The sequence below is a fragment of the Kitasatospora sp. NPDC004531 genome (genome assembly GCF_053602195.1).
Genome location: NZ_JBSGDD010000029.1, coordinates 19,671 through 46,025, shown reverse-complemented (window position 1 = coordinate 46,025; position 26,355 = coordinate 19,671). Strand labels below are relative to the sequence as shown.

At 70.8% G+C, this 26,355-nt stretch carries 21 protein-coding genes; 4 read left to right on the top strand and 17 right to left on the bottom strand.

Annotation, left to right across the window (positions count from 1 at the left end; translation table 11 throughout):
* Window positions 1-11: 11 nt before the first annotated feature.
* From ACWEMJ_RS14905 to ACWEMJ_RS14895, 3 genes are all read left to right on the top strand, one after another.
* A complete protein-coding gene (locus ACWEMJ_RS14905; RefSeq protein WP_452137435.1) occupies window positions 12-989 on the top strand; it encodes an ABC transporter permease in 978 nt (325 codons plus the stop codon).
* A gap of 64 nt (window positions 990-1,053) precedes the next feature.
* The gene (locus ACWEMJ_RS14900; RefSeq protein ID WP_452137434.1) at window positions 1,054-2,127 is read left to right on the top strand and encodes an ABC transporter ATP-binding protein; all 1,074 of its coding nucleotides are present in this window, start codon (window positions 1,054-1,056) and stop codon (window positions 2,125-2,127) included.
* Between the two features lie 10 nt (window positions 2,128-2,137).
* The gene (locus ACWEMJ_RS14895; RefSeq protein ID WP_452137433.1) at window positions 2,138-3,208 is read left to right on the top strand and encodes an ABC transporter ATP-binding protein; all 1,071 of its coding nucleotides are present in this window, start codon (window positions 2,138-2,140) and stop codon (window positions 3,206-3,208) included.
* Between the two features lie 50 nt (window positions 3,209-3,258).
* On the opposite strand, the gene ACWEMJ_RS14890 is transcribed toward ACWEMJ_RS14895, so the two are convergent.
* The 11 genes from ACWEMJ_RS14890 to typA all read right to left on the bottom strand — a co-directional run bounded on the left by ACWEMJ_RS14890 (window position 3,259) and on the right by typA (window position 17,251).
* A complete protein-coding gene (locus ACWEMJ_RS14890) occupies window positions 3,259-4,341 on the bottom strand; it encodes an ABC transporter ATP-binding protein (RefSeq protein WP_452137432.1) in 1,083 nt (360 codons plus the stop codon).
* Window positions 4,331-5,383 (bottom strand): ABC transporter ATP-binding protein, encoded by a 1,053-nt coding sequence (locus ACWEMJ_RS14885; protein WP_452137431.1) that lies wholly within the window; start codon window positions 5,381-5,383, stop codon window positions 4,331-4,333. Before ACWEMJ_RS14885 ends, ACWEMJ_RS14890 begins: the two co-directional genes overlap by 11 nt.
* A gap of 17 nt (window positions 5,384-5,400) precedes the next feature.
* A complete protein-coding gene (locus tag ACWEMJ_RS14880; RefSeq protein ID WP_452137430.1) occupies window positions 5,401-6,414 on the bottom strand; it encodes an ABC transporter permease in 1,014 nt (337 codons plus the stop codon).
* Window positions 6,407-7,333, bottom strand: a complete 927-nt coding sequence (locus ACWEMJ_RS14875; protein ID WP_452137429.1) for an ABC transporter permease — start codon at window positions 7,331-7,333, stop codon at window positions 6,407-6,409. The genes ACWEMJ_RS14880 and ACWEMJ_RS14875 overlap by 8 nt, the downstream gene beginning before the upstream one ends.
* 78 nt (window positions 7,334-7,411) lie before the next feature.
* Window positions 7,412-9,037, bottom strand: coding sequence for a peptide ABC transporter substrate-binding protein (locus ACWEMJ_RS14870; RefSeq protein WP_452137428.1), 1,626 nt, complete (start codon window positions 9,035-9,037; stop codon window positions 7,412-7,414).
* A 266-nt stretch (window positions 9,038-9,303) separates the two neighbouring features.
* Window positions 9,304-10,323 carry an ABC transporter ATP-binding protein gene (locus ACWEMJ_RS14865; protein ID WP_452137427.1) on the bottom strand — a complete coding sequence of 340 codons (1,020 nt, stop codon included), beginning with the start codon at window positions 10,321-10,323 and terminating at the stop codon, window positions 9,304-9,306.
* The gene (locus ACWEMJ_RS14860) at window positions 10,316-11,368 is read right to left on the bottom strand and encodes an ABC transporter ATP-binding protein (protein ID WP_452137426.1); all 1,053 of its coding nucleotides are present in this window, start codon (window positions 11,366-11,368) and stop codon (window positions 10,316-10,318) included. Before ACWEMJ_RS14860 ends, ACWEMJ_RS14865 begins: the two co-directional genes overlap by 8 nt.
* A 17-nt stretch (window positions 11,369-11,385) precedes the next feature.
* Window positions 11,386-12,318 (bottom strand): ABC transporter permease, encoded by a 933-nt coding sequence (locus tag ACWEMJ_RS14855; RefSeq protein ID WP_452137425.1) that lies wholly within the window; start codon window positions 12,316-12,318, stop codon window positions 11,386-11,388.
* Window positions 12,311-13,237: an ABC transporter permease gene (locus ACWEMJ_RS14850; protein WP_452137424.1), complete on the bottom strand. Its 927-nt coding sequence runs from the start codon at window positions 13,235-13,237 to the stop codon at window positions 12,311-12,313. The genes ACWEMJ_RS14855 and ACWEMJ_RS14850 overlap by 8 nt, the downstream gene beginning before the upstream one ends.
* A gap of 138 nt (window positions 13,238-13,375) precedes the next feature.
* Window positions 13,376-15,001 carry a peptide ABC transporter substrate-binding protein gene (locus tag ACWEMJ_RS14845; protein WP_452137423.1) on the bottom strand — a complete coding sequence of 542 codons (1,626 nt, stop codon included), beginning with the start codon at window positions 14,999-15,001 and terminating at the stop codon, window positions 13,376-13,378.
* Between the two features lie 345 nt (window positions 15,002-15,346).
* A complete protein-coding gene (typA, locus tag ACWEMJ_RS14840) occupies window positions 15,347-17,251 on the bottom strand; it encodes a translational GTPase TypA (protein ID WP_452137422.1) in 1,905 nt (634 codons plus the stop codon).
* A gap of 212 nt (window positions 17,252-17,463) precedes the next feature.
* Here typA and ACWEMJ_RS14835 point away from each other — a divergent pair, with 212 nt between their 5' ends.
* Window positions 17,464-18,591 carry a hypothetical protein gene (locus tag ACWEMJ_RS14835; RefSeq protein WP_452137421.1) on the top strand — a complete coding sequence of 376 codons (1,128 nt, stop codon included), beginning with the start codon at window positions 17,464-17,466 and terminating at the stop codon, window positions 18,589-18,591.
* Here the strand turns inward: ACWEMJ_RS14835 and ACWEMJ_RS14830 are convergent.
* The 6 genes from ACWEMJ_RS14830 to ACWEMJ_RS14805 all read right to left on the bottom strand — a co-directional run bounded on the left by ACWEMJ_RS14830 (window position 18,588) and on the right by ACWEMJ_RS14805 (window position 26,341).
* Complete coding sequence (locus ACWEMJ_RS14830; protein ID WP_452137420.1) at window positions 18,588-21,143, bottom strand: SpoIIE family protein phosphatase; 2,556 nt, start codon at window positions 21,141-21,143, stop codon at window positions 18,588-18,590. The two genes, ACWEMJ_RS14835 and ACWEMJ_RS14830, sit on opposite strands and share 4 nt — an antisense overlap.
* A 75-nt stretch (window positions 21,144-21,218) precedes the next feature.
* Entirely contained in the window at window positions 21,219-24,020 is a 2,802-nt protein-coding gene (locus ACWEMJ_RS14825) for a SpoIIE family protein phosphatase (protein WP_452137419.1), read from the bottom strand.
* A 205-nt stretch (window positions 24,021-24,225) separates the two neighbouring features.
* The gene (locus ACWEMJ_RS14820) at window positions 24,226-24,621 is read right to left on the bottom strand and encodes an NUDIX hydrolase (protein ID WP_452137418.1); all 396 of its coding nucleotides are present in this window, start codon (window positions 24,619-24,621) and stop codon (window positions 24,226-24,228) included.
* Window positions 24,622-24,665: 44 nt separating this feature from the next.
* Window positions 24,666-25,136 carry a CYTH domain-containing protein gene (locus tag ACWEMJ_RS14815; protein ID WP_452137417.1) on the bottom strand — a complete coding sequence of 157 codons (471 nt, stop codon included), beginning with the start codon at window positions 25,134-25,136 and terminating at the stop codon, window positions 24,666-24,668.
* 37 nt (window positions 25,137-25,173) lie between these two features.
* Window positions 25,174-25,401: a hypothetical protein gene (locus ACWEMJ_RS14810; protein ID WP_452137416.1), complete on the bottom strand. Its 228-nt coding sequence runs from the start codon at window positions 25,399-25,401 to the stop codon at window positions 25,174-25,176.
* A gap of 82 nt (window positions 25,402-25,483) precedes the next feature.
* Window positions 25,484-26,341, bottom strand: coding sequence for a methyltransferase domain-containing protein (locus tag ACWEMJ_RS14805; protein WP_452137415.1), 858 nt, complete (start codon window positions 26,339-26,341; stop codon window positions 25,484-25,486).
* Between the last annotated feature and the right edge of the window lie 14 nt (window positions 26,342-26,355).

The window sequence follows — 26,355 nt, the reverse complement described above, 5'->3', positions numbered from 1 at the left end:
GAGCCCGTCCGATGCTCCGATTCCTCGTCCGCCGATCACTCGGCGCTCTCGTCATTCTGGTGATCGTCTCGATGGTCACCTATGCGCTGTTCTTCGCGATCCCGGCGGACCCGGCGCGGCTCTACTGCGGCAAGACCTGCACGCCCGAGACGCTTGCCCTGATCAGGCACGACATGGGCTTCGACCACTCCTGGCCGGTCCAGTACTGGAACTGGCTGAGCACCATCTTCACCGGCGGCACGTTCAACGGCACGGAGTGCAGCGCCCCGTGCTTCGGCTACTCCTTCGACAAGAAGGAGCTGGTCGGCGGCATCCTCGCGGACCGCTTCCCGACCACGCTGTCGCTGACCATCGGCTCCGCCGTCATCTTCCTGATCTTCGGCATCGGCACCGGCATGCTGGCCGCCCACAAGCAGGGCAAGGCCCTCGACAAGATCGCCAGCACCGCCTCGCTGGTCGCCTCCTCGATGCAGATCTACGTCGCCGGCCCGCTCGCCCTATGGGCGCTGTGCTACAGCACCAACCTGCTGGAACTGCCCACGTACGTCCCGTTCACCGAGGACCCGCTCGGCTGGGCCAGCGGCCTGCTGGTGCCGTGGATCGTGCTGTCGCTGATCTGGACCGCCAACTACACCCGTATGACCCGGTCCTCGATGGTCGAGCAGCTGTCCGAGGACTACGTGCGGACCGCCCGCGCCAAGGGCATGTCCGGCACCTCGGTCTTCATGCGCTACGCCTGGCGCGGCGCGATGGGCACCATCGTCACCGTCTTCGGCATCGACCTGGGCGTGCTGCTCGGCGGCGCGATCATCACCGAGACGACGTTCAGCCTGCACGGCCTGGGCGAGCTGGCGATCCACTCGTTCCGCGACTCCGACCTGTCGCTGCTGGTCGGCGTCACCGTGGTGGCGGCCACCCTGATCGTCTTCTTCAACATCATCGTCGACGCCGCCTACGCCCTGATCGACCCGCGCATCCGCCTGGCCTGACCGGCCGCACCCCAGGCCGACCCAGCAGTCCCGACCTCACGTACCGCACCGAGGAGCCCAGTCCATGACCACCCAGGCCAAGCCCGAGGGGGCCCCGTCCGCCGGCAGCGGCGGCGACCAGCCGTTCCTCTCAGTCCGCGACCTCTCGGTCCGTTTCAGCACCGAGGACGGCGTGGTCCGGGCCGTGGACAACCTCTCCTTCGACGTGGAGCCGGGCAGCACGCTCGGCATCGTCGGTGAGTCCGGCTCCGGCAAGTCGGTGACCAACCTGGCCGTCCTGGGCCTGCACAACCCGGACCGGACCGAGATCACCGGCTCCATCAAGCTGGACGGGAAGGAACTGGTCGGCGCGTCCAACCGCGAGCTGGAGAAGCTCCGCGGCAAGACCATGTCGATGATCTTCCAGGACCCGCTGACCGCGCTGTCGCCGTACCACACCATCGGCAAGCAGATCGGCGAGACCTTCCGCAAGCACACCGGCGCCTCCAAGTCGGAGGCCCGGGACCGGGCCATCGAGATGCTGACCAAGGTCGGCATCCCGCAGCCCACCACCCGGGTCGACGACTACCCGCACCAGTTCTCCGGCGGCATGCGCCAGCGCGCCATGATCGCCATGTCGCTGGTCTGCGACCCCAAGCTGGTGATCGCCGACGAGCCGACCACCGCGCTGGACGTCACCGTCCAGGCCCAGATCCTCGACCTGCTGAAGGACCTCCAGCAGGAGATGGGCACCGCGATCATCCTGATCACCCACGACCTGGGCGTGGTGGCGCGCACCGCCCAGAAGATCATGGTGATGTACGCGGGCCGGGCCGTCGAGCGCGGCACCGTCCGCGAGGTGCTGAAGGCTCCTCAGCACCCCTACACCTGGGGCCTGCTGTCCTCGATGCCGAGCCTGACCGGCGACGTGGACGTGCCGCTGCGGCCGGTCCGCGGCACCCCGCCGAGCCTGATCAACCTGCCGACCGGCTGCCCGTTCAACCCGCGCTGCGACTTCCAGCAGCAGGTGATCGGCGGCGGCTGCACCTCGGAGCGCCCGCCGCTCTCCCCGGCCACCGGGCACGCCGCCGCCTGCCACCTGAGCGCGGCGCAGCGGCAGGACATCTTCATCGACCAGATCAAGCCGCGGCTCGGCTGAGAGGGACACCATGAGCAACGAATCGACCCTCACGAAGCCGGCCGCCCCCGCCGCCGGTTCCGGTGACGCGCTGCTGGCGATCAAGGGCGTGGAGAAGCACTTCCCGGTGCTGGACGGCTTCCTGTTCAAGCGGCAGGTCGGCGCCGTGCACGCGGTGGACGGTGTGGACCTGGAGGTCTTCCCGAGCGAGTCGGTCGGCCTGGTCGGCGAGTCCGGCTGCGGCAAGTCGACCCTGGGCCGGCTGGTGACCCGCCTGCTGGAGCCGACCGGCGGCGAGATCCGCTACAACGGCCAGGACATCACGCACGCCAGCCGCAGGGAACTCGCGCCGATCCGGTCCGAGATCCAGATGATCTTCCAGGACCCGTACTCCTCGCTGAACCCGCGGCACACCGTCGGCTCGATCATCGGCGCGCCGATGGAGATCAACGGGATCAACCCGAAGGGCGGCATCCAGCGCCGGGTGCAGGAGCTGCTGGAGACCGTCGGTCTCAACCCGGAGCACTACAACCGCTTCCCGCACGAGTTCTCCGGCGGCCAGCGCCAGCGCATCGGCGTGGCCCGCGCGCTGTCGCTGAACCCGAAGCTGATCGTCGCGGACGAGCCGGTCTCGGCGCTGGACGTCTCCATCCAGGCGCAGGTGGTCAACCTGCTCCAGGACCTGCAGCGCGAGCTGGGCATCGCGTTCCTGTTCATCGCCCACGACCTGTCGGTGGTACGGCACTTCTCGCAGCGCGTCGCGGTGATGTACCTCGGCAAGATCGTCGAGATCGCCGACCGCAAGTCGCTGTACGAGTCGCCCCGCCACCCGTACACCCACGCGCTGCTGTCCGCGGTGCCGGAGGCCGACCCGGACGACAACCGCGAGCGGATCCGCCTGGTCGGTGACGTCCCGTCGCCGCTCAACCCGCCGTCGGGCTGCCGCTTCCGCACCCGCTGCTGGAAGGCGCAGGACAAGTGCGCGACCCAGGAGCCGCCGCTGGTCCAGCTGTCCGGCAACTCCGCGGGCCACCTGACCGCGTGCCACTTCCCGGAGGACGGCGGCACCGCCGCCGTTCCGGAGCAGCGCGCCGAGGTCTGACCGTGTGAAGAGGGCCCCCACCGACCGGTGGGGGCCCTCTTCGCGTTCCGTCAGACGTTCTCGCGTTCGGCGGCGAAGTGGCAGGCCGAGTCGTGCCTGGCCCGCCCCTCCAGCCACTCCCGGACGGTCAGCGCCGGGTCCTCCCGTTCGCACTTCTCCTGGGCCTTCCAGCACCGCGTCCGGAACCGGCACCCGGACGGCGGGTTGGCCGGCGAGGGCACGTCGCCGACGAGCACGATCCGGTCCCGCGACTCCCGCGCGGTCGGGTCGGGCACCGGGACGGCGGACAGCAGCGCCTGGGTGTACGGGTGGGTGGCGTGGTCGTAGATCTCCAGGTCGGTGCCGATCTCCACCATCCGCCCCAGGTACATCACGCCGACCCGGTCGGAGATGTGCCGGACGATCGACAGGTCGTGCGCGATGAACATGTACGACAGGTTGAACTCGCCCTGGAGCTGCTCCAGCAGGTTGATCACCTGGGCCTGCACCGAGACGTCCAGCGCCGAGACCGGCTCGTCGCAGATGATGATCTCCGGCTTGAGCGCCAGGCCGCGCGCGATGCCGATGCGCTGGCGCTGGCCGCCGGAGAACTGGTGCGGATACCGGTTGATGTACTCGGGGTTCAGCCCGACCACGTCCAGCAGGTCCTGCACGGCCTTGCGGCGGTCGCCCTTCGGCGCCACCTCGGGGTGGATCTCGAACGGCTCCCCGATGATGTCGCCGACCGTCATGCGCGGGTTCAGCGAGGTGTACGGGTCCTGGAACACCATCTGGATGTTGCGCCGCACGGCCTTCAGTGCCGCCCCCGACAGGTGCGAGATCTCCTCGCCCTTGTACTTCACCGACCCGGCGGTGGCCGGCTCCAGGTTCATCAGCACCTTCGCCAGCGTCGACTTGCCGCAGCCGGACTCGCCGACGATGCCGAGCGTCTCCCCCTGCATCAGGTCGAAGGACACCCCGTCGACGGCCTTGACCGCACCGACCTGCTTCTTGAACAGCACGCCCCTGGTCAGCGGGAAGTGCTTGCGCAGGTCGCGCACCTGGAGGATGGGTTCGCCGCGCCGCACCGCCTGGGCGAACGCGACCTCCTCGGGGGTGGTCGCCCCGAGCGGCGTGGCCCCGTTAACCGTCATGGAGGGTCTCCTTCCAGAAGAAGCACGCACTGCGCCGCCCGGCCAGCGGCGTCCCGTCGTCCTCGGTCACCTGCGCCAGCGGCGGCACCTCCTGCCGGCAGATCTCCCGCGCCCGCGGGCAGCGCGGGTTGAACGCGCAGCCGGGCGGGATCCGCAGCAGGTTGGGCGGCAGGCCCTTGATCGCGTAGAGCTCCTGGCCCTTCTGGTCCAGGCGCGGGATGGAGTCCAGCAGCCCGCGCGTGTACGGGTGGGCGGGCCGGGCGTACAGCTCGTGGACGGGAGCGGTCTCGACGATCCGGCCCGCGTACATCACGGCGATCTTGTCCGCGACGTCGGCGACCACGCCGAGGTCGTGGGTGATCAGGATCAGACCCATGTGGAACTCGGCCTGGAGCTCCGCCAACAGGTCCATCACCTGCGCCTGGACGGTCACGTCCAGCGCGGTGGTCGGCTCGTCCGCGATGATCAGGTCGGGCTGGAGGGCCAGCGCCATCGCGATCATGATGCGCTGGCGCATGCCGCCGGAGAACTGGTGCGGGTAGTCGTTCACCCGCTCCCGGGCGGCGGGGATGCGGACCCGGTCCATCAGCTCGATGGCCTTGGCCCTGGCGTCCTTGCGGTTGCTGCCCCGGTGCGCCCGGTACATCTCGCCGAGCTGGAAGCCGACCGGCAGCACCGGGTTCAGCGAGGACAGCGCGTCCTGGAAGATCATCGCGATCTTCTGGCCGCGGATCTTGCGCCGCTCGTCCTTGGACATCTTCAGCATGTCCCGGCCGCGGAACAGGATCTCCCCCTTGGGGATGGCGGCCGGCGGCATGTCGAGGATGCCCATGACGGCCTGCGCGGTGACGGACTTGCCGGAGCCGGACTCGCCCAGCACGGCGAGCGTCTCGCCGGCCGCGACCGAGTAGTTGACGCCGTTGACGGCCCGGACCACGCCGTCCCGGGTCCGGAACTCCACGTGCAGGTCCCGCACGTCCAGCAGCGGCCCGGTGAAGGGCGCCTCGCGGGTCGGGTCGGTCTGGTCGGCGACGGTGCTCATCTGCCTGTTCCCCTCGCTCAGCGCAGCTTCGGATCGAGGGCGTCGCGCACCGCGTCGCCCAGCATGATGAAGGCCAGCACGGTGATGGAGAGCGCCGCGGCCGGGAAGAACAGGGCGAACGGCGCCTGCCGGATCACCTTCTGCGCGGAGGAGATGTCCACGCCCCAGGAGATCGTCGGGTCCTGCAGGCCGATGCCCAGGAAGCTCAGCGTGGCCTCCGCCGTGATGTAGCCGCCGAGCGCGATGGTGGCGACCACGATCACCGGGGCGACGGCGTTCGGCAGGATGTGCCGGAACATCAGCCGCCCCGTCCCGGCGCCCAGCGCCCGGCCGGCCACCACGTAGTCCGACTGCTTGACGGTGATCACCGAGCCGCGCATCACGCGGGCCAGCTGCGTCCAGCCGAGGAACGCCAGCGCGATCACCACCGACCACACGTTGCGGGTGGCGAACGCGTTCAGCAGCACCAGGGCGCCGAGCAGCAGCGGAATGCCGAAGAAGATGTCGGTGATCCGGGAGATCACCGCGTCGATCCACCCGCCGAAGTACCCGGCGCACATCCCGGCCAGCCCGCCCAGCAGGGTGACCGCCAGCGTGACGCAGATGCCGACGGTGATCGAGGCCCGCGCCCCGTAGATCACCCGGGCGTAGATCGACCGGCCCTGGCCGTCGTAGCCGAACCAGCCGCCTCCGAAGAAGTCGGTCCAGTCCGGCCGCCGCAGGTAGTTGTTGGTCAGGTCGGACGCCCGCGGGTCGGTGTCGGTGAACAGCCCGGGGAAGATCGCGATCAGCACCAGCAGCAGGATCAGCACCGCCGAGATCAGGAAGATCGGCCGCCGCCGCAGGTCCCGCCAGGCGTCCCCCCACAGGCTGCGCGCCTGCTCCCGCTTGCCGGGGTCGGGTTCCAGCAGCGTCCCCTGCTCCACCGCCAGGCCCTGCTGGCCGACGTAGTCCAGGTGGTCGCTGTCGGTGGGCTTCATGTTCCGCAGCGGGTCGTGGTCGTCGGGAATGTCCTCGTTCCGGTCAGGCATAGCGGATCCTCGGGTCCAGGACGGCGTACAGCAGGTCGACGACCAGGCTGGCGACCAGGTACACGATCACCAGCACGGTGACGATGCCGACCACCGTCGGGCCTTCCTTCTGGTTGATCGCCTTGTAGAGGACGTTGCCGACGCCGGAGATGTTGAAGATGCCCTCGGTGACGATCGCGCCGCCCATCAGCGCGCCCAGGTCGGTGCCCAGGAAGGTCACCACCGGGATCAGCGAGTTGCGCAGCAGGTGCCGCCCGACGATCGTCCGTCGCGGCAGGCCCTTGGCCACCGCGGTGCGCATGTAGTCGGCGCGCAGGTTCTCGCCGATCGAGGTCCTGGTCAGCCGGGCCACGTACGCCAGCGACAGCGACGCCAGCACCAGGCCCGGCAGGATCAACTGGCTGATGTCCCGGGAGTCCTGGACCGTCGCCGTCACCCAGCCCAGGTTGATCGCGAACACCGTCTGCGCGATGTAGCCGAGCACGAACACCGGGATCGAGATCACGATCAGGGTGAGCACCAGCACCACGGTGTCCGCGACGCTGCCGCGCTTCAGGCCGGCGATCAGGCCCAGCGGCAGGCCGATCACGATCTCGAAGAAGAACGCCACCAGGGCGAGCCGGATGGTGACCGGGAAGGCGTCCGCCATGATCTCGGAGACCGGACGGCCGGTGAAACTGGTGCCGAAGTCCAGGTGGAAGATGTTGTTCATGTAGTGCAGGTACTGCTTCCACAGCGGCTGGTCGAGGTAGTACTGGTGCCGCAGGTTGGCCACCGTCGCCGGGTCGGCGGCCTTGTCGCCGAACATCGCCGCGATCGGGTCGCCCGGCAGGCTGTACACCATCAGGAAGATCAGCAGCGTGGCCCCGAAGAACACCGGGATCATCTGGAGCACGCGCCGCAGGACGTAATGGCCCATGGGAGCCCCTCCCTCCGAGAGGTGACTGACGTGGCCCCGCCCTCCGTGCGGGGAGGACGGGGCCGGCGTCGAACGGGATCAGCCCTTGACCTCGACCTGGGTCCAGGCCGGGTTGCCGAAGGAGTCGAACTTCACGTTCTGCACCTTGGTGGAGAAGCCGGAGTTGGTCCGGTAGTACCAGAGCGGGATGGCCGGCATGTCGAGCGCCAGCTGCGCCTCGGCCTGCTGGTAGCCGGTCGCGGTGTCCTGGATCGACGCGGCCTGGTCGGCCTCGTTGGCCAGCTTGTCGAACTCCGGGCTGGAGTAGCCGGTGTCGTTGGAGGCCGCGCCGGTGCGGTACACGTCGGCCAGGAAGTTCGCGTTCAGCGGGTAGTCCTGCACCCAGCCGGTCCGGAACAGGCCGTTGATCTGGTGTCCGGTGATCGCCGCCCGGGCGGTCTTGAAGTCGGTCTTCGGGTCGCCCGCGCAGTTCACCCCGGTCGCCTGCCGGATCGAGTTGCACACCGCGTCCACCCACTCCTTGTGGCCGCCGTCCGCGTTGTACGTGACCTTGAGCGAGTTCCCGGGGACGCCGCCGCCCTCCTGGATCAGCTGCTTCGCCTTGTCCGGGTTGTAGTTGCAGAAGTCGCCGCAGGTCCCCGCCTTGTAGCCCTCGACACCCTCGGCGACCCACGCCGACGCCGGCGCCCGCGAACCCTGCAGCACCGTCTTGGTGATGGTGTTCCGGTCGATCGCCATCGACAGCCCCTGCCGGACCTTCGCCTTGTCCGCCCCCTGCCACTCCGGCTGGTACAGCGTGAACCCGACGTTCTGGATCGCGCCCTGCGGCGCGTCGATCGCCCGGTCCCCCAGGTCGTTCTTGTAGTTCGCCAGCGCCGACGGCGGCACCTGGTCCATCACGTCCAGGTTGTTCGACTGCAGGTCCGCGTAGGCCGCCTCCGCCGTGGTGTACATCTTGAACACCACGCCGCCGTTCTTCGGCTTGTCCACGCCCTGGTAGTTGGCGAACGTCTTGGTGACCACCTGCGAGTTGTGGTCCCAACTCACGAACTCGTAGGGCCCGTTGCCCACCGGCTTCTGCCCGTAGCCCGCCGGGTCCTTGAAGAACCCCTCCGGAAGCGGCGAGAAGGCCACGTACCCCAGCTTGTACGGGAAGTACGAGACCTTGTTGTTCAGCTTGATCGTGAAGTGCGTGTCGTCCTGGACGCTCAGCCCCGACATGCTGTCCGTGGTCGGGTTGCCGCTCTGCGGGTGGACGTCGGTGTAGCCCTGGATGTCCGCGAACCACGAGCTGTTGATCTGGTTGTTCTTGGTGCTCGCCGCCCAGTTCCACGCGTCGACGAAGCTCTTCGCCGTCACCGCCGTCCCGTCGTGGAACGTCCACCCCGACTTCAGCGTCACGTTGTACGTCTGCGCGTCGCTGGTGTCGATCTTGTCCGCGACCTGCATCCGCAGCTTGCCGTTCGACGGGTCGTAGTCCGCCAGACCCTTGAACAGGTTCTGCACGATGCGCCCGCCGCCGACCTCGTTGGCGTTGGCCGGCTGCAACGGGTTCTGCGGCTCACTGCTCTGGTACGTGAACGTCTTCCCGGCATCCGACGAACCGCCACCGGACCCACCGCTGTCCCCCCCACAACCCGTGGCCATCAGGGCCACGGACGTCGCACTGACAACGGCCCAGCGCACACGGGTGCATGCAGGCATGGAGCCTCCTCCTCAAGGGTGTGTGAGACGCATCTCACCCCATGAGAAGTGCCGCGAAGCGGCGACGCGACCGCAATGCCTCCGGATGGGCGCGTGGAGACTCGCGCGAGCGGACGGGCACGAAAACAGGGGCGCGGGGAACTGCGCGAAGCGGAAGGCCCCATCCGCAAGGTCGCGATCAAGTGCAGGTCATTGTCCTGCGTCGCGATCTTGCGGATGTGGTCGGCGCTTGTCGCGCAGTTCCCCGCGCCCCTGTCGGTGCGCTCCTATGCGGCCGCAGCCGTCTCCCGCTCCGCGGCGAAGTGGCACGCCGAATCGTGCTTCGCCTCGCCCGTCAGCAGCGTCGGCGCGGCCAGCAGCGGCACCTCCGTCGCGCAGCGCTCCTCCGCCTTCCAGCAGCGGGTGCGGAAGCGGCAGCCGGACGGCGGGTTCGCCGGGGAGGGGATGTCGCCGGTGAGGATGATCCGCTCGCGGCCCTCGCGGCCGGTCGGGTCCGGCACCGGGACGGCCGACAGCAGCGCCTGGGTGTACGGGTGGGTGGCGTGCTCGTAGATCTCGGCGTCGGTGCCGATCTCGACGATCTTGCCGAGGTACATCACGCCGACCCGGTCGGAGATGTGCCGAACGATCGACAGGTCGTGCGCGATGAACATGTAGGAGAGCTCGAACTCGCCCTGGAGCTGCTCCAGCAGGTTGATCACCTGGGCCTGCACCGAGACGTCCAGCGCCGAGACCGGCTCGTCGCAGATGATGATCTCCGGCTTGAGCGCCAGGCCGCGCGCGATGCCGATGCGCTGGCGCTGGCCGCCGGAGAACTGGTGCGGGTACCGGTTGATGTACTCGGGGTTCAGCCCGACCACGTCCAGCAGGTCCTGGACGGCCTTGCGGCGGTCGCCCTTGGGAGCCACCTCGGGGTGGATCTCGAACGGCTCCCCGATGATGTCGCCGACCGTCATGCGCGGGTTCAGCGAGGTGTACGGGTCCTGGAACACCATCTGGATGTTGCGGCGGACGGCCTTGAGCGCCGCCCCCGACAGCCGGGAGATGTCCTCGCCCTTGTAGAAGACCTGGCCGGCGGTCGCCCGCTCCAGGTTCATCAGCACCTTCGCCAGCGTCGACTTGCCGCAGCCGGACTCGCCGACGATGCCGAGCGTCTCGCCCTTGTCGAGGGTGAAGGAGACGCCGTCGACGGCCTTGACCGCGCCGACCTGCTTCTTGAAGAGGATGCCCTGGGTGAGCGGGTAGTGCTTGACCAGGTCGCGGACCTCCAGGATGGGCTCAGCCATGGAGGGTCTCCTTCCAGAGGTGGCAGGCGCTCTTGCGGCCGGCGAGCTCGGCCCCGTCCCGGTCGGTGACCTGGTGCAGGGCGGGGATCTCGGTGCGGCACAGGTCGGTGGCGACGTCGCAGCGCGGGTTGAACGCGCAGCCGGCCGGGACCTTGTAGAGGTTGGGCGGCAGGCCCTTGATCGCGTAGAGCTCCTCGCCCTTCTGGTCCAGTCGCGGGATCGACCGGAGCAGGCCCTTGGTGTAGGGGTGGGCGGGCCGGGCGTACAGCTCGTGGACGGGGGCGGTCTCGACGATCCGGCCCGCGTACATGACGGCGATCTTGTCCGCGACGTCGGCGACCACGCCGAGGTCGTGGGTGATCAGGATCAGACCCATGTGGTACTCGGCCTGGAGCTCCGCCAGCAGGTCCATCACCTGGGCCTGGACGGTGACGTCCAGCGCGGTGGTGGGCTCGTCGGCGATGATCAGGTCGGGCTGGAGGGCCAGCGCCATCGCGATCATGATGCGCTGGCGCATGCCGCCGGAGAACTGGTGCGGGTAGTCGTTGACGCGCTGCGCGGCGGCGGGGATGCGGACCCGGTCCATCAGCTCGATGGCCTTGGCCTTCGCCTCCTTGCGGGAGGCGCCCTCGTGCACGCGGAACATCTCGCCGAGCTGGTAGCCGACGGACAGCACCGGGTTGAGCGAGGACAGCGCGTCCTGGAAGATCATCGCGATCTTGCGGCCGCGGATCTTCCGGCGCTCCTCGTTGGACATCTTCAGCATGTCCTGGCCGCGGAACAGGATCTCGCCGGCGGTGACCCGGCCGGGGGGCATGTCGAGGATGCCCATGATGGTCTGCGCGGTGACGGACTTGCCGGAGCCGGACTCGCCGAGGACGGCGAGGGTCTCGCCGGCCGCGACCGAGTAGTTGACGCCGTTGACGGCCTTGGCGACGCCGTCACGGGTCTTGAACTCGACGTGCAGGTCGCGGACTTCGAGCAGCGGGGTGCCGGGGACCAGGCGGTCCTTCGCGGCGGTGGTCTTCTCGGGTGCGGTGGTCATGGTGCGGGCCGCCTCTCTCAGCGCAGCTTCGGGTCGAGGGCGTCACGGACCGCGTCGCCGAGCATGATGAACGCCAGCACGGTGACGCTGAGCATGCCTGCCGGGAAGAACAGCGCGAACGGCGCGGTACGGATGACCTTCTGGGCCGAGTTGATGTCGATGCCCCAGGAGATGGTCGGGTCCTGGAGGCCGATGCCGAGGAAGCTCAGCGTGGCCTCGGTGGCGATGTAGCCGCCGAGCGCGATGGTGGCGACCACGATCACCGGGGCGATCGCGTTCGGCAGGATGTGCTTGAACATGATCCGGCCGGTGCCGGCGCCGAGCGCCTTGGCCGCCGTCACGTAGTCGGACTGCTTGACGGTGATCACCGAGCCGCGCATCACGCGGGTCATCTGGGTCCAGCCGAGGGCGACCAGGGCGAAGACCACCGACCAGACGGTGCGGGTGGTGAAGGCGTTCAGCACGACCAGCGCGCCGAGCAGCAGCGGGATGCCGAAGAACATGTCGGTGACCCGGGAGATCACCGTGTCGACCCAGCCGCCGTAGTAGCCGGCGGCCATGCCGGCCAGGCCGCCGAGGACGGTGACGCCGGCGGTGACGCAGATGCCGACCACCACGGAGGCGCGGGCGCCGTAGATCATGCGCGCGTAGATCGACCGGCCCTGGCCGTCGTAGCCGAACCAGTCGGCCTGGAAGAAGTGCAGGTAGTTCGGCTTGGTCAGGTAGTGGTGCTGGAGGTCGCCGGCCCGCGGGTCCACCGAGGTGAACAGGCTCGGGGCGATCGCGAAGGCGATCAGCAGCACGATCAGCGCGGCCGAGATGATGAAGACCGGGCGCTTGCGCAGGTCGTACCAGGCGTCCAGGCCGAGGCTGCGGGGCTTCTCCGGCTTCGGCTCGGCGGAGCCCGCGGCGCCCTGCGCAGGGACGTTCTTCTCGATCAGGTCAGGCATACCGGATCCTCGGGTCCAGGACCGCGTAGAGCAGGTCGACGATCAGGCTGGCGGCCAGGTACACCAGCACCAGCACGACGACGAAACCGGAGACGGTCGCGCCCTCGTTGAGGTTGATGGCGTGGTACAGCGCGTTGCCGACGCCCTTGACGTTGAAGATGCCCTCGGTGACGATCGCGCCGCCCATCAGGGCGCCGAGGTCGGTGCCCAGGAAGGTCACCACCGGGATCATCGAGTTGCGCAGCAGGTGGGTGCCGATCACCTTGCGGCGGGGCAGGCCCTTGGCGATCGCGGTGCGCATGTAGTCCGACTTGATGTTCTCCGCGATGGAGGTGCGGGTCAGTCGGGCCACGTAGGCCAGCGAGATCGAGCCGAGCACGATGGCGGGCAGCATCAGCTGGCCGAGGTTCATCGAGTCCTGAACGGTGGGGGTGATCCACTTGAGCTGGATCGCGAAGACGTTCTGGAAGATGAAGCCGAGCACCGGCACCGGGATGGAGATCAGCAGCAGGGTGAAGACCAGGGCGGTCTTGTCGAAGGCCTTGCCGCGGCGCAGGCCGGAGAACAGGCCGATCGTCACACCGACGACCAGTTCGAAGACGAAGGCCAGCAGGGCGAGCCGGACGGTGACCGGCAGGGCCTCGCCGATCACGTCGATGACCTTGCGGCCGGCCATGGTCTCACCGAAGTTCCCGGTGAGCAGGTCCCCCATGTAGTTCAGGTACTGCTGCCCGATGGAGACGTCGAGTCCCATCCGGTGCTTGAACGCGGCCAGCTGCGCCGGGTCGGCGGCCTTGTCGCCCCACATCGCCGCCGCCGGGTCTCCGGGCAGCATGCGGGTCATGAAGAAAATGATCGTGACGGTGCCCAGGAACACCGGGATCATCTGGAGCAGTCGCCTCGCGACAAAGCGCCCCATCGTGCCTCCAATTAACTGCTCTGACGGGCCGTCGGCCCGGTCAGGGTTCTCGGCGTGACAACGGCCGGTGCCGGTCCGCCCGGTGGGGCGGGGTCGGGCACCGGCCGTGTCGCTTCGAGCCGTGCGGTGCCGGCTCGGTTACTTCTGCTTGACCTCGACCTGGGTGAAGTCCGGGTCGCCGAACGAGTCGTACTTCACGTTCTGGACGTTCTTCGAGTAACCGGCGGTGGTCTTGTAGTACCAGAGCGGGATGGCCGGCATGTCCTTGGCCAGCTCGGCCTCGGCCTGCTGGTACAGCTCGGCGGTCTTCTCCACCGTGGTGGCCTTGTCCGCCTCGCCCGCCAGGCGGTCGAACTCCGGGCTGGAGTAGCCGGCGTCGTTGGCGTCGGAGCCGGTGCCGAACACGTCGCGCAGGAAGTTGGCGTTCAGCGGGTAGTCCTGCTGCCAGCCGGTCCGCATCAGACCGTCGACCTTCTTGTTCTTGACCAGGTCACGGGCCGACTTGAAGTCCGGCTTCGGGTCGCCGACGCACTCCACGCCGGTGGCCTGGCGGATGGAGTTGCAGACCGCGTCCACCCACTCCTTGTGGCCGCCGTCCGCGTTGTACAGCACGGTGATCTTGTTGCCGGGGACGCCGCCGCCCTCGGCGATCAGCTGCTTGGCCTTGGCCGGGTCGTAGGTGCAGGCCTCGCCGCAGGTGTTGTCCTTGTAGCCCATGACGCCCGGGGCGACCCAGGAGTTGGCGGCCTGGCGCGAGCCCTGGAGCACCGTCTTGGTGATGGTGTTCCGGTCGATCGCCATCGACAGGCCCTGGCGGACCTTGGCCTTGTCCTGGCCCTTCCAGGAGTCCTGGTAGAGCGAGAACGACAGCGACTGGATGGCGCCGGACGGCTGGTCGACGGCGCGGTCGCCCAGGTCGTCCTTGTAGGAGGCCAGGTCGCTCGGGTCGACCTGGTCCAGCACGTCCAGGTTGTCGGAGACCAGGTCCTTGTAGGCGGCCTCGGCCTGCGAGTAGTTCTTGAAGACGATGCCGGAGTTCTTCGGCTTGTCCACGCCCGCGTACTTGTCGTACGAGGCGACGGTGATCGCCTTGTTGTGCTCCCACGAGACGAACTTGTAGGGGCCGTTGCCGATCGGCGACTGGCCGTACTTCGCCGGGTCGGTGAAGAACACCTTGGGCAGCGGCGCGAAGGCGGTGTAGCCGAGCTTGTACTCGAAGTACGAGACCGGGCCGGTCAGCGCGATGGTGAAGTGCGTGTCGTCGACGACCTTCAGACCGGACATGGTGTCGGAGGTCGGGTCGCCCTTCTCCGGGTGGACCGCGTCGTAGCCCTGGATGTCGGAGAACCAGTTCGAGTTGATCTGGTTGTTCTTGGTGTTGGCGGACCAGTTCCAGGCGTCCACGAAGGACTGCGCGGTCACCGGGGTGCCGTCGTGGAAGGTCCAGCCGGACTTCAGGGTGACGGTGTAGTTCTGCGCGTCGGTGGTCTCGATCTTCTCGGCGACCTGGTTGCGCAGCTTGCCGTCCGCGGGGTCGTAGTCCACCAGGCCCTTGAACAGGTTCTTCAGGACGCGGCCGCCACCGACCTCCATGGCGTTGGCCGGCTGGAGCGGGTTCTGCGGCTCGGAGCTCTGGTAGCTGAACGTGCCCTGGGCGTTGACCGGACCGGACGCGGAGTCCGACGAGCTGCTGCCGCAAGCAGTGGCGGCGAGGGCGACCGCGACGGCTGCGACAACCCACTTGGCCTGGCTGGCACCGCGCATGGGTGTGCCTCCTGAATCGTGTTGCAGATCGCTCGCGGCCTGGCGCGCACCCCTGCGCTTGAAGCCTCGACCCGAGCTCGACTGCACCCACTATCGGTCACCCACGGGTACGGAATTGACCAATCCGGATTTCAATTTGGTCACATGAACGGCGAATGAATCCCAATAATCGGACATTACAGACATAGCCAGACAGGGGCGAAACGGACAGTCGTCACACATGACGATCTGTGACGTCCGATTAACGAACACCCCTCGCTCGACCCCCCGTGACGGAGCGTCACCAAAAAGCCGACCGGCCGGCATCCCGAGGGACACCGGCCGGTCGGCCGAAACGGGCGGGCGTCAGCCCTTCTTGGCGCGCGACGCGGTGCGGCCGCGCTCCTTGGCGTCCAGCACGACCTTGCGGATGCGCACGGTCTCCGGGGTCACCTCGATGCACTCGTCCTCGCGGCAGAACTCCAGCGACTGCTCCAGCGAGAGCTTGCGCGGCGGGACGATCGACTCGGCCACGTCAGCGTTCGAGGAACGCATGTTGGTGAGCTTCTTCTCCTTGGTGATGTTCACGTCCATGTCGTCGGAGCGCGAGTTCTCGCCGACGATCATGCCCTCGTACACCTCGGTGCCGGGGTCGGTGAACAGCACGCCGCGCTCCTGCAGGTTGGTCATCGCGAAGGCGGTGACCACGCCGGAGCGGTCGGCGACCAGCGAGCCGTTGTTACGGGTCGTCAGCTGGCCGAACCACGGCTCGTAGCCCTCGTGGATGGAGTGCGCGATGCCGGTGCCGCGGGTGTTGGTGAGGAACTCCGTCCGGAATCCGATCAGGCCGCGGGACGGCACGACGAACTCCATCCGGACCCAGCCCGAGCCGTGGTTGGACATGTTGTCCATGCGGCCCTTGCGGATGCCCATCAGCTGGGTGACGGCGCCCATGTGCTCCTCGGGGACGTCCACCGTGAGGCGCTCGACCGGCTCGTGGGTCTTGCCGTTGACCTCGCGGGTGACGACCTGCGGCTTGCCGACGGTCAGCTCGAAGCCTTCCCGGCGCATGGTCTCGATCAGGATGGCCAGCGCCAGCTCACCGCGGCCCTGCACCTCCCAGGCGTCGGGGCGCTCGGTGTCAAGGACGCGCAGCGAGACGTTGCCGATCAGCTCGCGGTCCAGGCGGTCCTTCACCTGGCGGGCGGTCACCTTGCGGTCGACCTTGGCGCCGGACTTGGCGTCCGCGCCCTTGCCGGAGCCGCCCTTGCCGACCAGCGGCGAGGTGTTGGTGCCGATGGTCATCGAGATCGCCGGCTCGTCGACGGTGATCAGCGGCAGCGCGATCGGGTTCTCGGTGTCGGCGAGGGTCTCGCCGATCATGATGTCGCCGATGCCCGCGACGGCGCAGATGTCACCGGGGCCGGCCACCTCGGCGGGCTTGCGGGTGAGCGCCTCGGTCATCAGCAGCTCGGAGATGCGGACGTTCTGGATCGAGCCGTCGCGCTTGATCCAGGCCACCGTCTGGCCCTTGCGCAGCTCGCCCTGCTCGACGCGGAGCAGCGCGATGCGGCCGAGGAAGTTGTCGGCGTCCAGGTTGGTGACGTGGGCCTGCAGCGGGGCGCCCTCGTCGTAGGTCGGGGCCGGGACGTGCTCCAGGATGGTGGAGAAGAACGGCTCCAGGTTCTCGGAGTCGGCCGGCACGGTGCCGTTCTCCGGCTTGGTCAGCGAGGCGACGCCGTCACGGGCGCAGGCGTAGACGATCGGGAACTCGATCTGGTCCTCGTCCGCGTCCAGGTCCAGGAACAGGTCGTAGGTCTCGTTGATGACCTCGTCGATCCGGGCGTCCGGACGGTCGGTCTTGTTGATGCACAGGATGACGGGCAGGCGGGCCGCCAGCGCCTTGCGCAGCACGAAGCGGGTCTGCGGCAGCGGGCCCTCGGAGGCGTCGACCAGCAGGACGACCGCGTCCACCATCGACAGACCGCGCTCGACCTCGCCACCGAAGTCGGCGTGGCCCGGGGTGTCGATGATGTTGATGGTGATCGGCGCGCCGCCGTCCTTGGGGTGGTACTTGACCGCCGTGTTCTTCGCGAGAATGGTGATGCCCTTCTCGCGCTCCAGGTCGTTCGAGTCCATCATGCGGTCGTCGAGCTGCTGGTGGGCCGCGAAGGCACCGGCCTGCTTGAGCATGGCGTCGACCAGGGTGGTCTTGCCGTGGTCGACGTGGGCGACGATGGCGACGTTGCGGATGTCGTTGCGCGTGGGCATGCGGCGCTGATTCTCCCGGAATCGTGGGTCACGGTGCCCGGCCCGCGTCAGCATTCACCGGTCCACCCACCGGGCACGGCACATGCCTCGGCTTCTCCCCATCGTACGGGGAAGGCCGCAATGGAGCAGAAACGGGCAGCTCCCGGGCGGTCAAGATCACAACTGGGTTTCGGTGCTTCCGGTACGTACCAGCGGCCCGGGAGGCTTCGCCGGTGAAGAAAAACGTCCGCCTCCTGTTCGTCGTCTGCGTCGGCCTGGCCGGGGCGCTGCTCCTGCCCCACCCGCCGCAGGGGCAGTTCGGCCTGTACCTGCTCGCCCTGTTCGGGGGCCTGCTGGCGGCCTCCGACCTGACTCAACTGGTGCTGGCGCTGCTCGCGCCGCTGGGCGGGCTGCGGCCGCTGGGGTACGGCCTCGGCATCGGCGGGCGGCTGTTCGCCGTGCCGCTGGGCGGGCGCCGGCTGATCGTGCGGGACCGGCCGTTCCCGCTGTTCCACGGCATGTACCAGCGGATCCGGGTGTCGAAGGCCCGGAGCTGGGCCGTGACGGCCGCGGCGTACGCGCTGCCGGTGCTGCTCGGCGCGTGGGTGCTGACCGCCGCGGGCGGCGCCTGGCGGATGTTCGGCTCGGCCCTGGTGGCGATGCCGCCGCTGGAGCTGGTCATGACCGCGGGCGTCGCCGGGCAGGCCGGCTGGGTGCTGCTGCGGCTGCCCGCCGCCTCCGGGGCGGCGCTGGCGGACCTGTACGCGGGCCCCGCCGAGACGGCCGCCCGGCAGGCGCTGGAGAACGGGCGGGTCGAGGAGGCCGCGGCGGCCCTGGCCGGCGCGCCCGCCGGGGAGGGCCTCGCCTCCGCCGCCGTCCGGGTGCACGTGCGGCTCGCCCTCGGGCAGTGGCAGCGGGCCCTGGACGAGGCCGATCGCCTGACGCCCGGCCCGCTCACCGGCTCCGAACGGTCGGTGGCGCTGCTGCGCGGCCTCACCCTGGTCTGCGGGGCGGACGCCGGACTGCTGCCCGCACCGGACTGCCTGCCCCGGCTGATGGCCGCGGTCGAGACGATCGGCGACCGCCCGCAGGCCGCCCTGCTGCGGGCCGACCTGCGGCGGCTGACCGGCGACCCGGCGGGTGCCGCGAAGGCCTCCGCCATGGCCGTCCGGCTCACCGCGGACGCGCTGACCTCGGCGAACGCCCTGTGCTCGCGGGCCGCCGCACTGTTCGCCACCGGGCAGCCCGAGCAGGCCCACCGGGCCCTGGAGCAGGCCCGGAAGCTGGTGCCCGGCCTGGCCCGGATCGCCCTGGTCGAGCACCGCGCCGCCCCCGTGGCGGTGCTGCCGGCCGAAGGCTAGAGCGACAGCTCGAACCAGACGATCTTGCCCTTGGGGGTGCGGCGGCTGCCCCAGCGTTCGGCCAGCAGGGAGACCAGCTGGAGGCCGCGGCCGCCCTCGTCGGTCTCCTGGGCGCGGCGCTGGCGGGGCTGGGCGTAGGCGTCGTCCCAGACCTCGCAGACCATGGTGCGGTCGCGCAGCAGCCGCAGCCGGATCTCGCCGCGGCCGTGCCTCAGGGCGTTGGTGACGAGTTCGCTGACCAGCAGTTCGGAGGTGTCGACGAGTTCGTCCAGGCCGCGTTCCAGCAGCCAGCCGCAGGCGAGTTCGCGGGCCCGGGCGACCGAGGTCGGCTCGGGCGGCAGCCGCCAGTCGCCGACGGAGCCCTTGGGCAGGGCGTGGACCTTGGCCATCAGCAGGGCGATGTCGTCCTCGCCGTGGTGCGGGTTGAGCTCGTCCAGCACCTGGTCGCAGAGCTCCTCCAGGTGGTCGGAGCCGTTGGTGAGGGCGGTGCGGAAGGCGTTCAGCCCCTCGTCCAGCTGGTGCTTGCGGGACTCCACCAGGCCGTCGGTGTACAGGCCGAGGACGGCGCCCTCGGGCATGTCGACGGTGACCTCCTCGAAGGGCTCGCCGCCGACGCCGAGCGGCAGGCCGGGCGGCACGTCGAGCATCCGGGCGCGCTCGCCGGGGGCGAGCAGCACCGGCGGGAGGTGGCCGGCGTTGGCGAAGGTGCAGCGCTGCTTGACGGCGTCGTAGACGGCGTACACGCAGGTGGCGAGGTAGACCTCGGCGCCGGAGCGGTCGGGTTCGGCGTCGTCGTTGCCGAGGCCGCGGGCGATCTCGTCGAGGGCGGAGAGCACTTCCTCCGGGTCCAGGTCGAGCATGGCCAGGGTGCGCACGGCGGTGCGCAGCTGGCCCATGGCGACGGCGGCGCGCAGGCCGCGGCCCATCACGTCGCCGATCACCAGCGCGGTGCGGCTGCCGGGCAGCGGGATGACGTCGAACCAGTCGCCGCCGACCTCGGTGTTGTTGTTGCTGGGCAGGTAGCGGCGGGCGATCTCCAGTCCGGAGGCGGCCGGGTTGCCCGGGGGCAGCAGGCTGCGCTGGAGGATCAGCGCGCGCTCGTGCTCGCGGCGGTACAGCCGGGCGTTGTCGACGCAGACGGCGGCGCGGGCGACGAGTTCCTCGGCGATCGCGACCTCGCGGGCGTCGAACGGCTCGCTGCCGATCGCCCGGGACAGCTGCACCAGGCCGAGCACCTGGTCGCGGGCGACCAGCGGCACCACCAGGGTGGAGCGCAGCAGCGGGTCGGGCCCGGGCTGCGGAACGACGCTTCGCCCGGTGCGCAGCGCGCGGGCGTGCGGCGAGCGCGGGGGGTAGCAGAGCGTGCCGCCGGCTTCGGCGACCCGGACGCCGCCGCGTTCGCTGCCGAGCACGGAGGGGGCGTTGCCGACCACGCTGGAGACCGCGACCCGGCGCAGTTCGCCGTTCTCGGGGTTGGCGGTGAGCGAGGTGTCGCCGGTGAGCAGCGCGGTGTACAGGTCGACGGTGGCGACGTCGCAGAACTGCGGGACGATCACGTCGAGCAGTTCCTTGGCGGTGGTCTCCAGGTCGAGGGTGGAGCCGATGTGGGTGGAGGCCTCGTTGAGCAGGGCGAGGCTGCGGCGCACCCCGGCGGCCTCGCGTTCGGCGATGTGCCGGCTGGTGACGTCCTGGACCTGGCCGGCGACGCCGATCGGGCGGCCGCCGGCGGCGGTGAGGCGGTACAGCGAGAGGGCCCAGGTGCGTTCGTCGTCGCGGCCCGCCGGGCGGCCGGGGCGGGCCGGGGCGGACATCCGCAGGTCGAAGACGGGTTCCTGGCCGGTGAGGACCTTGCGCAGGGCGAGCAGCAGCCGGTCCGCGTCGGAGGGCCGGAACACGTCGCCGGGGGCGAGGCCCTGCAGGGCGGCGGCGGGGCGGCCGACGCCGGTGGCGAAGGCGGCGTTGACGCGCCGCAGCTTCAGGTCGGTGTCGAACAGGAAGAACCCGGTGGGGGTCTGGCCGATGACGGCCTCGGAGGCGGCCAGGTCGGTCTCGATGGCGCGCAGCCGGCCGAGGTCGACGGCCAGGCAGGTGGCGGAGCCGTCGGCGCTGTCGGGCATGGCGTAGACCTCGGCGAGGCTCTCCGCGCCGTGCTGGTCCCGGTAGGGGGCGGTGCCGACCCACTCCTCGCCGGACAGGATGCGCTCCAGCCGGGCCCGGCCGCGCTGCCACAGCTCGCGCGGGACGAACGCGGTGATCGGGTCGGCGCCGACGGCCTCGGCGGCGGGCACCCCGAAGAACCGGGCGGCCCGGTCGCTCCACTGCGCGATCCGCCCGTCGGGGCCGATCGCGAAGGTGGCGACCCGGATGTAGTCGTAGATGGTGCCCGAGGAGCCCGGTTCCCGGGTGTCCGGGAGGGCGGCAGGCACCGTTCTCCCAGGCACCGTCGGGGCACCCGGCTGCTCCGGCAGCGCGGCTCGGCCGCCGCTGCCGTGCGTCGTGTTCCGTGCCGGGAAGCTGTTCAACGGACCGACCCCTCCAACCCGCGCGCCCATCCGGTGTCGAGACGACCGAGTATTTCGATGTCCGAGTATTCATCATCCGGGCGTGGGCGCACACGCCCTTCAACGTCACAACATCGACTCGGGTGGTTGAACGTCCGAGTCTGCCAGTTCGAACCAGACGACCTTGCCCAGCCCCTCGGCCCGGGTGCCCCAGCGCAGCGCGAGCCGGCGGACGAGTTCGAGGCCGCGTCCGCCTTCGTCGCCGGCGTTCGCGTGGCGCTCCCGGGGCGGGTCGGGCAGCGGGTCGGAGATCTCCACCAGCAGCAGGTCGCCGAGCGTGAGGCGGACCCCGATCGGGGCGCTGGCGTACCGGACGGCGTTCGTGACCAGTTCGCTGACCAGCAGTTCGGCGGTGTCGGTGAGGGTCTCGGCGCCCCAGTCGGCGAGCGTGTGGCGGACCAGCCGGCGGGCCCGGGAGACCGCCGTCGGTTCGGCGGGCAGCGTCCAGCCGGCGGTGGGGGCGTCGTCCCGGCCCTGGCCGAGCCGTGCCAGCAGCAGGGCCACGTCGTCGGGTTCGCGGCCCTGCTCCATGGTGTCGAGGACGGCCTCGCACGCCTGCTGGATCGAGGCGTACGGCTTCTCCAGCACGCTGATCAACCTCCCCAGTCCCACGTCCAGATCCTTGTCCCGGGACTCCACCAGCCCGTCCGTGCACAGGGCGAGCAGGCTGCCGTCCGGGATCTCCATCTCGATGGACTCGAACGGCACTCCGCCGACGCCGAGCGGCGCGCCGGAGGGCAGGTCGAGCACCTGTCCGGCGCCGCCGGGCAGCGGGCCGCCGGAGCGGGCCGGCTCGGCGTCGGCGCCGGGCACCACCAGGACCGGCGGGATGTGGCCGGCCTTGGTGACGGTCAGGTTGCGCCGCGCGGGGTCGAACACCGCGTAGACGCAGGTGGCGAGCAGGGCCTCGTCGGGGCCCTGGGCGAGGTCGTCGGCGAGTTCGTGGACGTGCCGCAGGACCGCCTCGGGCGCCAGGTCGAGGGCGGCCAGCACCCGGACGGCGGTGCGCAGCCGGCCCATCGTGGCGGCGGCGCGCAGGCCGTGGCCCATCACGTCGCCGACCACCAGGGCGGTGCGGTCGCCGGGCAGCGGGATGACGTCGAACCAGTCGCCGCCGACCTCGGTGCCGCTGGAGCCGGGCACGTACCGGTAGGCCACCTCGACGCCGGCGGGCTGCGGCACCTGCTGGGGCAGCAGGGTGCGCTGCAGGGTGAGCGCGGCGGTCCGCTCGCGGGCGTACAGCCGGGCGTTGTCCAGCGAGCTGCCGGCCCGGTCGGCGAGTTCGACGGTGAAGGCCAGGTCGTCGCGGTCGAAGCCCTCGCGGTAGCCGGCCCGGCTGACCACCAGCAGGCCGATCACGATGCCGCGGGCCCGCAGCGGCACCACCAGCCGGGAGTGGATGCCGAGTTCGCGGGCGGCCTCGACCTTGGGGTCGTCGGGGAAGGACAGCGCCTCCAGTTCGGCGCCGGTGAGCAGTTCGGGGACGCCGCGCCGCAGCACCCGTCCGAACGCCGAGTGGTCCTCGAAGGTGATCCGGGCGCCGTGCCGGAGCATGGCCTCCACGGCGGGGCCGTCCTGGACGGCGGCGACGCCGAGTTGCAGCAGCGAGGTGCGGCGGTCGTGGGCGTGCCGGGGCAGGTCGTCGCCGTGGGCGACGGCCTGGAGCAGGATCACCGCGGCGTAGTCGGCCAGTCGCGGCACCACGGCGCCGGCCAGTTCCTGGGCGATCATCGAGGCGTCCAGCAGGTCGCCGACCCGGGAGCCGAACTCGTTGAGCAGCGACAGCCGGCGGCGGGCGCCCTCGACCTTGGCCACCGCCCGGTAGCGCTCGGTGACGTCCATCGCGGTGCCGGAGATGCCGAGCACCCGGCCGGCCCGGTCGGTCATCCGGCTGAACGAGATCGACCGGTAGCCGCTGCCGCCGCTGCTCGGGGAGGCCAGCGTGACGTCGATGACGGGCTCGCCGGTGGCCAGCACCTGGCGCTGCAGGGCGGTGATCTCGTCGGCGGAGCGCTCCGACAGGGTCTCGCCGGTGGTGCGGCCGATGTGCGCCTCGGCGGGCAGGCCGTTCATCTCGGCGAGGGTGCGGTTGACGGCGGTGTAGCGCAGGTCGGTGTCGAGCACGGCGATGCCGAGCGGGGACTGTTCGAACAGCGCGTCGCGGACCGCGAGGTCGCGTTCGACGGCGCGCAGCGCGGCGGCCTCGGTGAGCGCGGCCTGCACGTACGGGGCGCCGTCGCCGTCCACCAGCAGCGACAGCCGGACCTCCACCTCGACCGGTACGTCGTCCCGGTCGCTGATGCCGGTGAAGCCGTGCCAGGAGCCGCGGCGCAGCGTCTCCTGGAGGGCGGCCCGGGCCCGCTGCCGGTCGTCCGGGCGGGCCAGCAGGTCCTCGATGGCGCGGCCGACCAGCACTTCGCTGGGCCAGCCGAGCATCTCCTCGGCGGCGGGGCTCCACAGCACCACGCGGCCGGCGGTGTCCAGGATGACGATCGCCACCCGGACCACGTCCAGCAGGCTGCCGCCCTCGGTGCGGCGGCTGGGGTGCAGGGTGGTCGGCGCGGTGTCGGCGCGGGCGGCGGGGTGCGGGCCGGGGCCGCCGGGGAACGCGCGGGTGGGGCGGCCGCGGGTGCCGCGGGGTGTCCGGGCGGCTTCGGCCCGCTCGTCGGACGGGGCGGGGCCGGCGGACGGGCCGGCGGCGGGGGTGCGGGGTTCGGGGGCGGGGCGGCGGCGCAGGCGGGCGCGGGCGGCCGCGCCGCCGGAGCGGCCGGTGCCGGCGGGCAGCGCGGTACCGCCGGGCCGGCGCGGCCCGCGCGGGGGCAGGGCGGACGCCTCGTGCTCTTCCCCGCCGTCACCCGGCTTCGCCACCTACGGGGCCTCCGGCCGTCGCTGGAACGCGCCGCCGGCGGGCCGCCGGGGCGCGGGCCGCAGCCACGCCGCGCCGAGCCCGGCTACTGATCGTGACGAATGCTGCCGGAAACTGCCATACCCAGGGAAACGCCCAGCTATCCCGACATAGGGGTCGTCTGTCCGATTGGCGTACAGAACGGGCGTTTCGCGGGGCGGGCGGGCCTCAGCGCAGGTGGCCGTCGCGGTGCAGGTCGTCGAAGAGCAGCTGGTCGACCGGGGGGACGCGGTCGCGGTCGGCGTAGCCGAACCAGTCGACGTCCTCGATCTCGCTGCTGGCCGCGAGGGTGCCGGTGTAGTCGGCGCGGTAGCAGGCCATCCGGACGGTGGGGCCGGCCGGGTGGGCCTCGGCGTGGTAGGTGCCGACGTGGGCGACGGTGTCGGGGCGGATGGCGACGGTGAGTTCCTCGGCGACCTCGCGGACCAGGGTCTGCAGGTCGGTCTCGTCGCCCTCGCGCTTGCCGCCGGGGATGTAGAACACGTCCTTGCCCCGGGGGCGCGCGCAGAGGATCCGGCCGCCCTCCAGTCGGACCCACGCCACCGTGTCGATCAGTTCTGCCATGGCCGCCCTTGCCGTCGTACCGCTCGTCGGCTCCCGACCCTATGTCAGGGGCGGGGCGGCCCGGCGGCGGTGGCCAGGCGCTGGTTCTTCAGGTCGGGGCGGTCGGTGACCTCGGGTCCGAACCAGGGCGGCGGGGTGAAGGCGGCGGCGGCGCGCTCGTCGGCGAACTCGACCTCGACGGTGCGCAGTCCGGCCAGCCGGCCGTGGAAGGTGTCGACCACGGCCTCGTGCCGGCCGAGCGGCACCACCCGGCGGGTCTTGGCGACCCGGGCGTGCTCGGTGGCGGGCCACAGGGCCTCGAACTGCTCGGCGGTGAGCGGCGTCTCCCACTCGCCGCGGACCAGGCCGGCGCCGCGCTTGACGGTCAGCGAGCACGAGCCGCCCTGGTCGCGCACCCGGGCCTCGGCGCCGTCCGGTCCGATCACCAGGTAGCCCTGGCGGACCTCGAACTCCCGTCCGTCGGGGACGCTTTCGTTGTCCGGGACCAGGAACTTGCGCTCGATCTCCACCGCCACCGGATCTCCTCCTCGCTCGGCCCCGTCCAGGGCCACGCTACGGCCCTGCGGGCCCTTCCGGCCGCTCCGGCTGCTCCGGCTGCTCGGGCTCTTCGGGCTCTTCGGGTTCGACCCAGTAGAGCTGCTTGTGGCCGCGGGCCTCGTACTCGGCGGCCAGCGCCTCGGCGGCGGGGCGGGTGAGGCCGCGGGCGAGCAGGAAGCGGTTGCCGTTGTCGTCCTGCCGCATGACGCGGTGGGCGTGGGGCGTGCGGTCCGGTTGTCCCATGCCGCCACACGGTAGCGGTCCGGCCCGATGGGGGGCAGGCCGGACCGGGCCGCCGTCGGCGAACCGCGCTGCGGCGGGCCAACTAGCTTACGCGCAACAGGAGTTCACCGTGGAGTACGGCGAACCAGGCGCCCGGGTGGGCGGCCCAGCGGAGCCAGCCAGCGGCGATCCGCTCCAGGTCGGCGGGGGTGGCCAGGCCCTCGGCCAGGGCGGTGGCGGCGGTGTTGGAGCGCACCGTCCGCTCGGCCCAGCTCTCCGACCACCAGGCGCGTTCGGCCTCGGTGGCGTACGTCCAGGTGCTGGAGGACGGCCGGGCGTCGGCAAGGCCGGCGGCGTGTGCCCAGGACAGCAGGCGGCGGCCGGCGTCGGGTTCGCCGCCGCAGGCCCGGGCGGTCTGCCGGTAGAGCGCCGACCACTCGTCCAGTTCCGGCAGTTGGGGATACCAGGTCATCGCGGCGTAGTCGGCGTCGCGGACCGCGATCAGCCCGCCGGGGGCGGTGACCCGGCGCATCTCGCGCAGCGCGGCGACCGGGTCGGCGAGGTGCTGGAGCACCTGGTGGGCGTGCACCACGTCGAACGAGGCGTCGGCGTACGGGAGCCGGTGGACGTCGGCGGCCTCGAAGGTCAGCTGCGTCAGGCCGCGTTCGGCGGCGAGCGCGGCGGCCTGGGCGAGCACCTCGGCGGACGGGTCGACGCCGATCGCCCGGCCGGTCGGGCCGAGCGCCTCGGCCAGGTCGGCGGTGATCGTGCCCGGGCCGCAGCCGACGTCCAACAGCCGCTGCCCGGGCCGCAGTTCGGGCAGCAGGTAGGCGGCGGAGTTGGCAGCGGTGCGGGTGCGGTGCGAGCGCAGGACGGCGGCATGGTGCCCATGGGTGTAGCCGGCCACGGCGGTTCCCCTCTCCTTCGAAGGCGGTCCGCCCAGGATAGGAAAATGTTCCATACATCGGACACTTG